Source organism: Margalitia sp. FSL K6-0131 (assembly GCF_038008735.1).
In the GTDB taxonomy this organism is placed as follows: domain Bacteria; phylum Bacillota; class Bacilli; order Bacillales; family Bacillaceae_C; genus Margalitia; species Margalitia shackletonii.
On sequence record NZ_JBBOZS010000001.1, the window covers coordinates 5,086,101 to 5,098,272 of the forward strand.

Sequence of the window (12,172 nt, forward strand, 5' to 3'; positions counted from 1 at the left end):
TCGAAAAAAATAAAAAATGTTACGCACAAAAAAATTATGGGTATTATCAATAAATGAACTATTTTTTCAACTACAAATTTCATTTTCGAATCATATTTTGATTACAAGCTTAATAAATATATAGGAGGTCAACCCCTATCTTTATTAAGTCTTTATACTTACAATTAATATTTGTTTATAATTATTTTAAATAAATATTGATTTTTAATTTATTATAGTTATAATGATAGTAAGCTATAAAAATCTGAAGAGGTGATTTTAACATGAGTACAAATAAACTTACTACTAGTTGGGGAGCACCGGTTGGAGATAATCAAAATTCATTGACCGCTGGATCACGTGGGCCAACATTAATACAGGATGTTCATTTACTTGAGAAACTTGCCCATTTTAACAGAGAAAGGGTACCTGAGCGAGTTGTTCATGCAAAAGGTGCAGGGGCACACGGATATTTTGAAGTAACCAATGATGTAACGAAATACACAAAGGCAAAGTTTTTATCAAAAGTAGGGAAAAAGACTCCACTATTTATTCGCTTTTCTACTGTTGCGGGTGAAAATGGATCTGCCGATACTGTACGTGATCCTCGTGGATTTGCAGTGAAGTTTTATACTGAAGATGGAAACTATGACATTGTCGGAAACAATACACCTGTATTCTTCATTCGTGATGCAATTAAGTTTCCTGATTTCATTCATACACAAAAAAGACATCCTGCTACACACTTAAAGAACCCAGATGCTGTTTGGGACTTCTGGTCATTATCACCTGAGTCCTTGCATCAGGTTACGATTTTAATGAGTGACCGTGGTATTCCAGCAACTTTCCGTCATATGCACGGATATGGAAGTCATACATTTAAATGGGTAAATGCAGATGGTGATGGTGTTTGGATTAAATACCATTTCAAAACAGAACAAGGTGTGAAGAACTTGGCAGTAGACGTTGCCTCAAAACTTGCAGGAGAAAATCCTGACTATCATACAGAGGATCTCTATAATGCGATTGAAAAAGGCGATTTCCCTGCATGGAAGCTTTATGTTCAAATCATGCCTTTAGAAGATGTCAATACGTACCGTTTTGATCCATTTGATGTGACAAAGGTTTGGTCTCAAAAGGATTATCCATTAATTGAAGTAGGTCGGATGGTATTGAACAAAAATCCTGAAAACTACTTTGCTGAAGTGGAGCAAGCTACCTTCTCACCAGGAACATTAGTGCCGGGCATTGATGTCTCCCCTGACAAAATGCTGCAAGGACGTTTATTTGCTTATCACGATGCACATAGATATCGTGTTGGAGCTAATCATCAGTTACTACCGATTAACCGTGCCCGAAATGAGGTAAATAATTATCAACGTGATGGACAAATGCGTTTTGATAATAATGGCGGCGGTTCCGTTTACTATGAACCAAATAGTTTTGGCGGCCCTAAAGAATCTGCAGAAGATAAGCAAGCTGCCTACACTGTTTCAGGGGTTGCGGATAGTGTAGCGTATGACCATAATGATCATTATACACAAGCTGGCGATCTATACCGTTTATTAAGTAAGGACGAAAAAACAAGACTTGTTAAAAATATCGTGGAAGCAATGAAGCCAGTAACAAAAGATGAAATTAAACTTCGTCAAATAGCACATTTCTATAAAGCTGACCCTGAATATGGTACTCGTATCGCAGAGGGTCTCGGATTGTCAGTACCACAACTAGTTTGATATATTTTGAAAGGTATCCACATTTGAATGCGGATACCTTTTCATTTTGTCGAAAAATTATTTAATTCATTGGTCAATAAATTCCCTTTTTTGCAGGCATTATTGCTCGGGAAATGTTTTATATACAATGTTTTTTTAGTTTTAATCAAACGTTTGATAAAAACTTTCCATGTTGAAATTTGTAAATTGTTATATTTTTTTCGATGGGTTGCTTTATTTATCCGTCAATATTTAACATCTCTTGCGCTGCATAATTACTATAAATCTAGTGAGTTATTAGGTTTTCGGTAATTTAAACAAACGTTTGATTAAACTATTAATTGGTAAAATATTATCGAAATTTAAAGAGATTCGTCCGAATTCCTCCTTTCTCATTTATGGTTGCGAATTATCAATAATTATTACTGTTTTATTGTTCCGTTGATTCATTATCAGGCACTTTTATCCACTGTTTGTTACCGTTCCCGTGTTCCTTGCCCATTTTCGGGTACATTCAGCCCCTGATCGTTACCGTTCTCGCAATCCATTCTCATTTTCCGGCACGATTCACCTCAATGGCAACTGTACTACCTTCTTTCCCCTTGCTCTTGCATCAACCTTGCTACACGATACTACAAAACAAAATTAGGCACCCAACGAAGGATGCCTTAATTCGAATTTCTATTCTAACCCTTTCGCAGCTTCTTTCACCATTTCAGATACAGATTCTAATCCTCCGCCTGATAAATACCAGTAGCCTGGGTCAAGGTAAATGATTTTGCCATTTTTATATGCTTTTGTTTTCTTCACTAAACTATTTTCAATTACTTCTTTCGCATTATTTCCCTCACCAATGGCAGCGTCACGGTCAATAACGTAAAGAATGTCAGGGTTTTTCTCTAAAATGAACTCCATTGAAATATTTTGTCCGTGCACAGGGTCAGCTTTAAGGTCAGCTGTTGATGCTTTAATCCCAAATACATCGTGAATTAACCCGAATCTTGAGGCTGGTCCATATGCAGTAACCTTTCCACCAGTTGTTAACGTAATTAAAGCCTTCGCATCACTTGTATTTGCCTTTTCTTTTAAGCTAGCAATATCGTTATCAATATTTGTTAGTTCTTGTTTCACTTGATTTTCTTTCCCAAATATTTTACCAATAGTTGTTACGTTTTCTTTGAATGACTCCATATATTTTTTATTGTCGACTCCCAAGAAAATAGTTGGGGCAATTTCTTGGAACTTATCATATGAATCTTGCTGTCTTCCAGAAATAATAATTAAATCTGGCTTAATGGCATTCACTGCTTCAAAATCAGGTTCTTTCAAGGTTCCTACATTTTTATACTTGGAGCTTTTATATTTTTTTAGATAAGATGGGATACTGTCTTGTGGAACTCCTGCTACTCGATCCCCTAGACCTAGTTTATCCAATGTATCTAATGTTCCCATATCAAATACAACTACTTTTTTCGGATTTTTCGTTACTTTAGATTCTCCTAATTGATGTTTAATCACCATCACATCTTCTTTACTGACCGTTTTCTTTTCTGCATTATTAGAACCACATGCTGCCGCAAATATGGCAAACATAGAGATTATAAAAAGTAAGATTGATTTTCTTTTCATTATGATTACCCCTCTTTTATTAAAATTTATTTATTTAATTGTGACCGCTATTTAGATGATATTGAAATTCATTCTCAATACGAGGTGTGATAACAGAACACGGGCACCTTCCGCTCATTCTGTTATCTTTGATTAGCATCATCACAAAGTATATCCTAAAATTTCAAAACTACTTCTTTATGCATAGTAAACACAAATTTTATTTTCATTAATTTCTTGAATCGCAATATCAATTTCATAAATATCGCCTAAGACAGACGAATCAATTATATTCTCTGTTGGTCCATCTTGAACTACGGTTCCATCTTTAAGAGCAACGACATGATCGGAATAACAGGAAGCAAAATTGATATCATGGATAACAATAACAACTGTTTTTCCTAACTCATCCGTTAATCTTCTTAACACCTTCATAATTTGTACAGAATGCTTCATATCCAAATTATTTAGTGGTTCATCCAGTAAAATATATTCCGTGTTCTGTGCAATGACCATGGCAATATATGCCCTTTGCTGCTGTCCGCCGCTTAGCTGATCCAAAAATTTGTCTTGGATGGATTCAAGCTCCATATAGGTAATTGCCTCGTCTACATATTTCCAGTCTTCCTTTGTTAATTTCCCTTTTGAATAAGGAAAACGCCCAAAAGAAACGAGTTCTCTTACGGTCAAACGAATATTGATATGATTGGATTGCTTTAAGATAGAAAGTTTTTTGGCAAGCTCATTTGGCTTCCATTTACTAATTTCTTTGCCATCTACTATAATTTCACCCGAATCTTTTGGAATAAGACGACTCACCATGGACAAAAGAGTACTCTTTCCCGCTCCATTAGGTCCAATAAAAGAGGTAATTTTACCTTCTTCGATCGTTAAATTAACATCGTTTACTACACTTTTATTCCCGTACCTTTTAGAAACATTTTGGATTGTAATCACGCCTTACTCCCCCTTAACAGTAAATAGATAAAATAAACACCGCCGATAAAATTAATGATCACACTCAAAGTGGTTGAAAATGTAAATACTCTCTCTACAATCAACAAACCGCCTACCAGTGCAATAATACTAATAAAAACTGCACCCGTTATTAAGTAAGAATGACGATAAGTATTTAAAAATTGGTAGGATACATTCGCAACAAGCAACCCTAAAAAGGTAATTGGTCCAACTAATGCAGTGGAAATGGAAATTAGAATTGCAACAATGATTAAGAGTCTTTTCACAACATAATCATAGTCAACCCCGAGATTAATCGCTTCTTCTCTTCCTAGCGAGAGCACATCAAGATATTTAATAAATTTCACAAAGTAGATGGAAATGATTGCAATTAATACGATAGACAACGTTAATAAATCCGTATTAATATTATTGAAGCTTGCAAACATTCGATCCTGAATGACCATATAATCATTTGGGTCAATAATGACTTGCATAAAGGATGAGAAGCTTTGGAATAAAGTTCCCATTACCAATCCAACTAGCAGGAGAAAATAAATATTCTTACCTTCTTTTTTAAAAAGAAACTTATATAGAAGCCCTGCAAATAAGATCATTAATACTACACAAATAAGGAAGTTAAGATTTTTATTCATGACGATTCCGCTTGTTGCACCAAATACAAATATTAAAAAGGTTTGGATTAACATATAAAGAGAATCCAGCCCAATAATACTCGGCGTCAGAATTCTGTTATTCGTGATTGTTTGAAAAACAACTGTTGAAAACGCAATGGAAGCACCTGTTAAAATAATTGCCAGTATCTTAATTGCCCGCCTCGGCACCACATACTCCCAATAGTTTCCGATATCTGTAAACAAAAAGATCAAAATTAAAGCAATAGTAATTGCGGCTAATATAGTTAATTTAATTTTATTACGCATAAGCCCTTCTCCTTATTAATAAGTAAAGGAAAATAGCGCTTCCTATTACTCCTACTGTTAAGCCGATTGGAATTTCGTATGGATAAATAATGATACGGCCTAATATATCGCAAAACAGCAAGAAGTCCGCTCCAAGTAAGGCGGTTTGAAATAAGTTTTTTTTCAGGTTATCACCATTGTATAGGGAGACAATGTTTGGAACGATTAAACCAAGAAAAGGAATGGTTCCTACCGTAAGTAAAACAGCAGCTGTGGACAACGCAACGATGATTAATCCAATATTTACGACAAGTCGGTAATTTAAACCCAGATTAGTAGAGAAATCTTCTCCCATTCCTGCAAGGGTAAATTTGTTCGCAAAAAGATAGGCAATGATGACAAGCGGAACACTAATATAGATCATTTCATATCTTCCTGACATCACCATGGAAAAATCGCCTTGAAGCCAGGCTGAGATGCTTTGAATCAAATCATGTTTATAAGCGAAAAAGGTAGTGATGGAACTAATAATATTTCCGAACATCAAACCTACTAAAGGAATAAAAATCGCATCCTTGAACTTAATATTGTCTAATATCTTCATAAACAAGAAAGTTCCAACTAAAGCAAATATCGATGCAATGATGATTTTCGTAAGCATGGTTGCAGAGGAAAATAAAATTAGAGAAACAAGAATTCCTAATCTTGCCGAATCCATTGTCCCCGCAGTTGTCGGTGACACAAATTTATTGCGGGAAAGCTGCTGCATGATAAGCCCGCATATACTCATGCTTACACCTGCGATAATAATACTTATTAATCGAGGGAACCTGCTAATAAAAAATATATCTTGTTGTTCCTCATTTAGATGAAAGAGTTCAAAGGGTGTAATACCCTTTACTCCAACAAATAAGGAAACGATAGATAATACAACAAATAAGATAATTAAAACTATCTTTTTCATATAAAAAACCTACTTTTCTCTTTTTGAAGATGATTAGAGTTATGTAGACAAATTATGATAATGAGATTCATTATCAACTATAATTATTAAAAAAATGAATACCTCAAAATTGGATTCACTCTTCCAGTCTTATTGATATTGAGATTCATTTTCAATTATATTATTAACTATTTAAAGTATTTATGTCAACTTTTTTTTGATATGAAAGTCCCTTTCAAATATTTAAGGCTGTAAAAGCAAGATCCGGATGAAATAAGGGATAATATTAAATCCAATCGAGTAGGAGGAGGTGACTAACCCCCGACCTCTCACACCACCGTACGTACGGTTCCGTATACGGCGGTTCCATTTATGTCTGACGTAGTTGAGAATATCTCACATAAAGACTCTTCAGCCCTCGCATCTCCCAATAGGAGTTTGTGAGGGTTTTCTGTAGGATTGGGCTTCTGGCTATTCTCCAATATTTCTTTCTAGAGTTTCCCCATTCGTATGCCTTCTCTTTTGGAATCCCTAATCCAATGAGTTTTCTTACTTTGGTTTTTGGTTTCTTCCATTCTTTCCATTGGCACATTCTGAGACGCCTTCTAATCCATTCGTCTAATTCTTTGAAAATAGTGGGTGTATCTGCTAATGCATAATATCCGCACCAGCCAATCAAATATTGATTCAGCTTCTCTATTCTATAATCCATTGGAATTGGTTTTGACCTTGAAGTTAATTCTCGTATCCGTTTCTTGACACGTTGAATACTTTGGTTTGACATCCGCACCTTCGGTTTCTTATGAAATGTGAAGCTAAAACCTAAAAACTTTCTTTTCCAAGGTCTGTCTACAGCTGACTTTTCTCGATTCACCTTTAGTTTTAGAGTAAATTCAATGAAAGTAGTAATCGAGTCCATTACTCGCTCTCCGGCTCTTCTCGATTTTACGTAGATATTACAATCATCTGCGTATCGGACAAACTTGTGCCCTCTCTTTTCTAACTCTTTGTCTAGTTCATCTAGAACGATATTGGAGAGTAAAGGACTTAATGGTCCACCTTGGGGCGTACCCTCCTCGGATTTCGTTATGACTCCATTAATCATAATGCCAGACTGTAGATACTTCCGAATTAGTGATAGGAGCGTTCTGTCTTGAATCCTTTTGGATAGAGTCCGCATTAATCTATCATGATTGACTTTATCAAAGAATTTCTCCAAGTCCATGTCGACTACCCATCGGTATCCCTCTTCGATATATTTCTTCGCTTGTCTAACACCGTCATGACCTCGTTTGTTTGGTCGAAAACCATAGCTCTGTGTTGAAAAAGTCGGGTCGAAGATAGGGGTTAAAATCTGAGTAATCGCCTGTTGGATGAAACGGTCTGTCACGGTTGGGATACCTAATAACCTTACTCCACCGTTCGGTTTTGGGATTTCAACCCGACGGACAGGAGAAGGTTGATAAGTACCCTCCATTAAGGATGTTTTAAGTGTATCCCACGTTTCGAGAATATGTCTTCGTAGGTCTTTTACGGACATATTGTCTACTCCATGACTTCCTTTGTTCTTTTCTACTCGCTTTAATGCCAATAAAAGATTTTCCCGTGACAGCATTCGTTCCATTAACATTGAGATTTATCCTTTCTACGTGAACAATACATTCTCATTAAGTGGGTTCTTTACTAAGCCCTCCCGAAGTCCCCCATGGAATTCACCATTTCTTCCTTTCAGGTAGGTTCCGTAAGAATTTTCTGCTTTCATACATAAAGAACCGTTTGCCGAGTGTTTGTTCTCCTAAAATGGTTCAGTCCTTCCTTGATTCTCTCGAGCAAACCAAGTACTACGACTTCGGCTGACTTCTGATTGTTCAGCTATCCATTACTAGATAGGTTACCAAGTGTACTTGGCGTATCAACCAGACCTCCCCGGGTAAGAGTGCAATCTTTCCTTCCATCTATCTGCTTCATTTACTTTGTATCACCTTCGGCAGAAAGGACTTTGTTTTGTATTGCAAACTCATCCAATGATACCTAGCCTTGTATGAAGTTCGTGTTCCTCAGACCGGAAGTTTGCCGCTCGCTTCCTTCAGATTCCGCGTCACCACGGACACCCTTGCGTTAAGCTAACTGCTACTTCTGCCTTCACAGTTCGGGACTTTCACCCTAGAGACTACACCCATGCCGGGCGCACAATAAAAAAGGAGTGACATAGCATCCACTCCTTCTCATAAGCTATTATTCATTTACTGTGAAACATCTGATTCCTTTTCTTTAATCCTATCTAACACCATTTGATAGGAATCATTTCCATAATTCAAGCATCTTTTTACACGTGAAATGGTTGCTGTACTGGCACCAGTTTCTTTTTCAATTACATGATACGTCTTTTTTTCCTGAAGCATTCTTGCAACTTCCAGGCGTTGTGCAAGTGCTTGAATTTCATTTATCGTACAAAGATCATCAAAAAATCGATAACATTCTTCGACATCTTTTAATGATAATATGGATTGAAATAATTGATCTAACGCTTTTCCCCTTAATTTTTCAATTTGCATATTGTAATCTCCTTCTATCTATTACTTGTCAATTCCAACTATATTTAAGTTCGGCACAATATTAATCCATGTTTTTCCTGGTACAAATTTCACTTTTTCACCATTCTCAAATGGAAGAATACGACCATCTATATTTCGCCATTCTACCTCACGATACTTTCCCTTTTGGAATAGATACGCTTTACCGCCAGATGTTAGGTTTATATCGCGGCGTCCTTTTCCATCAATAACCTTGTGTTTTGTTTCCACAATAAATAAATTATCTAAAAGTACGGGTCTTTTTGATTCGAGGTCAGCCGTTTGCTCGCCTCCGGAAAACCGCTTATATTTTTCTGAATCTGCATTGTACTCATATTCCACATTAAATAATGGTTCATGCGAATAGTGAATTCTAACGTTTTTGGCATCCTGTCCATGTACTTGCATTGTTTCAGCAGCATTCATAAAGTCCAAGCCACTCGGTGGAGTGTTCATCTGGTAATGCTTTAACTTAGCACCTTTTAAAATATTCTCATAAGAGATATAAGAATTATGCGGCGGTTTCCGGTCACTAGAACGTTTAAATAGTGTTCCATCATATTGCATCCCATTAATATTATCGATATATCCAGAGGAAAGCATTTTACGTGCCTCCGGACTATATCCATGAGCAATATAAAGACTGCTATACCCTTTTGCCAAATGGATAAAATAATCCCTGGCACTTCTGACTGGGCCGATTCTTTTCGGCTTTTCGCTTTGATAGATAGCCAAAAATCTTGTAATATCGCCTTCTGCCAATACTTCATACACAATATCCGCTTCTGCCAGTCCTGATTGTGGTCTTGCTGCCGGGTAATTATTAATCATGACCGCTACAGAACGATTTTCAGAAGGCTCTTTTGCTTCTGCTCCAGTTAACGGGTAGGAATACTTTGGCAATGATTCCTTTTCATTTTCGGAAACTTCCCCGCTTTCAGGAGGTTTATTGGGCTCATTATGGACCGTTTTTTCCTTATGAGCACATCCTGATAGAGCTAATAACAATATAACAGCAAACATATACAACTTTTTGTGCATTATTCTATGCCCAACCCCTTTGGTATATAAGACTGTTTTCGTTAAATAGTTGCTTTTCGTATTTTAAAACCGTATTAAGGTTACGTTTCGGGGCATCTTTGCTTAAAAAAGATATCGTGCTTGAATAAAATAAGAAAACCCTCAAGATTCTCAATAAGAAAATAGCCTTATGACAATCACTTTAATATTTTAACGCATTATAGTCGGAAAGAGTACTGTTTTATTCATCACGTCGTAAATGCCTTGTTGTGTAATTCGGATATACGGCAAATGCGTAGCTGAAAAAAACAGTAATGAATAGACTGGATCCCCAAAAGGATATCCGCGTTCCTTAAGCAGATTTTTTAATTGCTTTTCTTCTTCAATAAGTGTTTCCATATCCTTATCAGACATTACCCCTGCTAATGTCAATGGGATTTCGTGAATCACTTCTCCATTTTCAACTAACACAATTCCCCCGCCAATTTCCTTCATGCGATTAAAGGCAATAGCCATATCCTCTTTATTTTTCCCGATTAATATGATGTCGCCTGTATTAGAAAACGATGAGGCAAATCCCATAACTTTATCGGCAAAGCCTTTTACTATGGTGTTAGTTCTCCATTCTCCTTTACGATCAAGCAGGACGAGAAAACTTTCGTTATGGTCAGTGGGTAGCTCATCTACTGACACATCATATGTTACAGAATAAGGCTTTGTTATTACATCATTCACCATTTCAATACCAAAAGGCATCGAAAATTGTAAATCATCATGATCTAATTTCCAATTTAACTCTAACGGTGGAAAACCTGCCTCATCCCAATTAATATATTGATCCTGTACGGTGGCCGCCCCATCTTTTTTCAGCCATATTCCTTTTGAAAGAACATGAATCGGTGTAGGATTCATTTCACTTTCAAGAAAATTAATGCTAGCAACCCTACCCGTTGCAATCATGCCGTGTAAATGCTCAATATTATAATATCTGGCTACATTATAAGAAGCCATGTGATAAGCATCAATTGTCGGGATTCCATTCTCTAAAGCCATGCGAATCGTCATATCAAGGATGCCGTCTTCATAAAATGCCGGTGTTGACCCATCCGTATTAAAAAACATCGATTGATATTGGTTAATTCCAAGCTCATTCATTTCTTTTAAAAGCACTGGAAGATCCGGTCTGATAGAGGAATGTCTTAAAGAAACTGTAAAACCTTGTAATAAACGATCATACACTTCTTTACCCGTCATTGCTTCATGATCACAATCAGCACCAAATAACATCATTTTAGCAAGTGTTTTTTCTGAAGCACCAGGAAAATGACCTTCAATTCTTTTCCTCATTCTTTTCGCTTCTTGTATCCAGTGAAGGATTAAATCATCCCCATCTAAAAGCTTTGGCCATCCTGTCAATTCTCCCCCTTGAAGAACTGCATCATGTTCTAACCATGATTTCACTTCACTGTGGGAAAATACCGTTTCCTCTTCGCGCAATTCCGTTTGAGAATCAAAACGACTCCACCAATACATGGAAACTGGTGAATGTCTCAATTGTTTCAATAAAGAAAACGCTTTCTTTTTTCCTGATAATAAAACTAACATAATATTATCATTAATAATTGTGGTTGTCCCTGTTTGAGATGCATACCTCGCAAATGTTTGGGGATTATATAATTGAAACGGATGAACATGTGGTTCTATATATCCTGGAACTAGTGTAAGTCCTTTGCAGTCCATTACTTCACAATCATGAATATTATCAGGCATTTTATCTCCTGCATATACAATACGGTCATCGTGAATCCATATGTTTCCTACTATCCATTTACGAAGAATGGAATGAAGAAAACGTGCATTTTTTAAAAGCAATGTCGGTGATTTGTGTCCGCTTACAATTGCAACATGGTCACGAATCTGCTTGTTTTTCCATCGATAACGTTGATCTAACATTAAGTATTCCTCCCTAGGGAGATCGTCTCTCTATTTGTTAATATGTTAACATATTAAACCGTTTAACGCATTAAAGTTTTGAAAAAAAATGTAAAAAATTTGTGAAGGTGTGTGAATGATGAAAACTTCTCCTAATATTGGAATCATTAACGCTCTAATTCGTATAACCTGCGGGCTTACGATGGTTGCCTTTTTTACAGCAAAATTATCCAGAAAACCTTGGTGTAACTCCTATTTAATTATGATTATTATAGGAGCTATGAAGGTTGCAGAAGGAATTGTACGCTATTGCCCTGTTACCGAACTGTTTCAGAAGGGGCAAGGGATGATGGGACAGGCTAACGGCCAGCAACAAAATGTGCAGCCTTCACAAAATAAACAGGAAAATAAAAAGCAGGATCAGCCAAATATTCCACCGGAACTTGCTGATTCATTAAAGAATGCATTAGAGTAAAAACTTTCTCTAAAATATAGTTAGAAATAAACCGGGTGACTTATTTT

General features: G+C 36.4%; 10 protein-coding genes. 2 read left to right on the top strand and 8 right to left on the bottom strand.

The features are described from left to right. Positions 1-263: 263 nt before the first annotated feature. Positions 264-1,715, top strand: a complete 1,452-nt coding sequence (katA, locus tag NSQ59_RS24870) for a catalase KatA (RefSeq protein ID WP_055741730.1) — start codon at positions 264-266, stop codon at positions 1,713-1,715. Positions 1,716-2,375: 660 nt separating this feature from the next. Here katA and NSQ59_RS24875 read toward each other — a convergent pair. The 8 genes from NSQ59_RS24875 to NSQ59_RS24910 all read right to left on the bottom strand — a co-directional run bounded on the left by NSQ59_RS24875 (position 2,376) and on the right by NSQ59_RS24910 (position 11,671). Next, positions 2,376-3,323: a siderophore ABC transporter substrate-binding protein gene (locus NSQ59_RS24875; protein ID WP_055741729.1), complete on the bottom strand. Its 948-nt coding sequence runs from the start codon at positions 3,321-3,323 to the stop codon at positions 2,376-2,378. Positions 3,324-3,500: 177 nt separating this feature from the next. Then, positions 3,501-4,259 (bottom strand): iron ABC transporter ATP-binding protein, encoded by a 759-nt coding sequence (locus tag NSQ59_RS24880; protein WP_055741728.1) that lies wholly within the window; start codon positions 4,257-4,259, stop codon positions 3,501-3,503. Next, positions 4,256-5,203, bottom strand: a complete 948-nt coding sequence (locus NSQ59_RS24885; protein WP_055741727.1) for an iron chelate uptake ABC transporter family permease subunit — start codon at positions 5,201-5,203, stop codon at positions 4,256-4,258. The genes NSQ59_RS24880 and NSQ59_RS24885 overlap by 4 nt, the downstream gene beginning before the upstream one ends. Continuing rightward, on the bottom strand, positions 5,196-6,146 hold the full coding sequence (locus NSQ59_RS24890; protein ID WP_055741726.1) for an ABC transporter permease: 951 nt from the start codon (positions 6,144-6,146) through the stop codon (positions 5,196-5,198). Before NSQ59_RS24890 ends, NSQ59_RS24885 begins: the two co-directional genes overlap by 8 nt. A gap of 349 nt (positions 6,147-6,495) precedes the next feature. Continuing rightward, the gene (gene ltrA, locus NSQ59_RS24895; protein ID WP_055737770.1) at positions 6,496-7,755 is read right to left on the bottom strand and encodes a group II intron reverse transcriptase/maturase; all 1,260 of its coding nucleotides are present in this window, start codon (positions 7,753-7,755) and stop codon (positions 6,496-6,498) included. 613 nt (positions 7,756-8,368) lie between these two features. Then, on the bottom strand, positions 8,369-8,680 hold the full coding sequence (locus tag NSQ59_RS24900; RefSeq protein ID WP_055741725.1) for a YerC/YecD family TrpR-related protein: 312 nt from the start codon (positions 8,678-8,680) through the stop codon (positions 8,369-8,371). Positions 8,681-8,701: 21 nt separating this feature from the next. After that, positions 8,702-9,739, bottom strand: coding sequence for a DUF3048 domain-containing protein (locus tag NSQ59_RS24905; RefSeq protein ID WP_055741724.1), 1,038 nt, complete (start codon positions 9,737-9,739; stop codon positions 8,702-8,704). A 189-nt stretch (positions 9,740-9,928) separates the two neighbouring features. After that, the gene (locus tag NSQ59_RS24910; RefSeq protein ID WP_055741723.1) at positions 9,929-11,671 is read right to left on the bottom strand and encodes an adenine deaminase C-terminal domain-containing protein; all 1,743 of its coding nucleotides are present in this window, start codon (positions 11,669-11,671) and stop codon (positions 9,929-9,931) included. Between the two features lie 115 nt (positions 11,672-11,786). Between NSQ59_RS24910 and NSQ59_RS24915 the strand changes: the two genes are divergently transcribed. Beyond that, positions 11,787-12,125, top strand: coding sequence for a YgaP family membrane protein (locus tag NSQ59_RS24915; RefSeq protein WP_437177122.1), 339 nt, complete (start codon positions 11,787-11,789; stop codon positions 12,123-12,125). Positions 12,126-12,172: the final 47 nt, after the last annotated feature.

Coding starts and splice junctions, on each gene's coding strand:
- katA (WP_055741730.1), top strand. CDS start 264: ATGAGTACAAATAAACTTACTACTAGTTGGGGAGCACCGGTTGGAGAT.
- NSQ59_RS24875 (WP_055741729.1), bottom strand. CDS start 3,323: ATGAAAAGAAAATCAATCTTACTTTTTATAATCTCTATGTTTGCCATA.
- NSQ59_RS24885 (WP_055741727.1), bottom strand. CDS start 5,203: ATGCGTAATAAAATTAAATTAACTATATTAGCCGCAATTACTATTGCT.
- NSQ59_RS24890 (WP_055741726.1), bottom strand. CDS start 6,146: ATGAAAAAGATAGTTTTAATTATCTTATTTGTTGTATTATCTATCGTT.
- ltrA (WP_055737770.1), bottom strand. CDS start 7,755: ATGTTAATGGAACGAATGCTGTCACGGGAAAATCTTTTATTGGCATTA.
- NSQ59_RS24900 (WP_055741725.1), bottom strand. CDS start 8,680: ATGCAAATTGAAAAATTAAGGGGAAAAGCGTTAGATCAATTATTTCAA.
- NSQ59_RS24905 (WP_055741724.1), bottom strand. CDS start 9,739: ATGCACAAAAAGTTGTATATGTTTGCTGTTATATTGTTATTAGCTCTA.
- NSQ59_RS24910 (WP_055741723.1), bottom strand. CDS start 11,671: ATGTTAGATCAACGTTATCGATGGAAAAACAAGCAGATTCGTGACCAT.
- NSQ59_RS24915 (WP_437177122.1), top strand. CDS start 11,787: ATGATGAAAACTTCTCCTAATATTGGAATCATTAACGCTCTAATTCGT.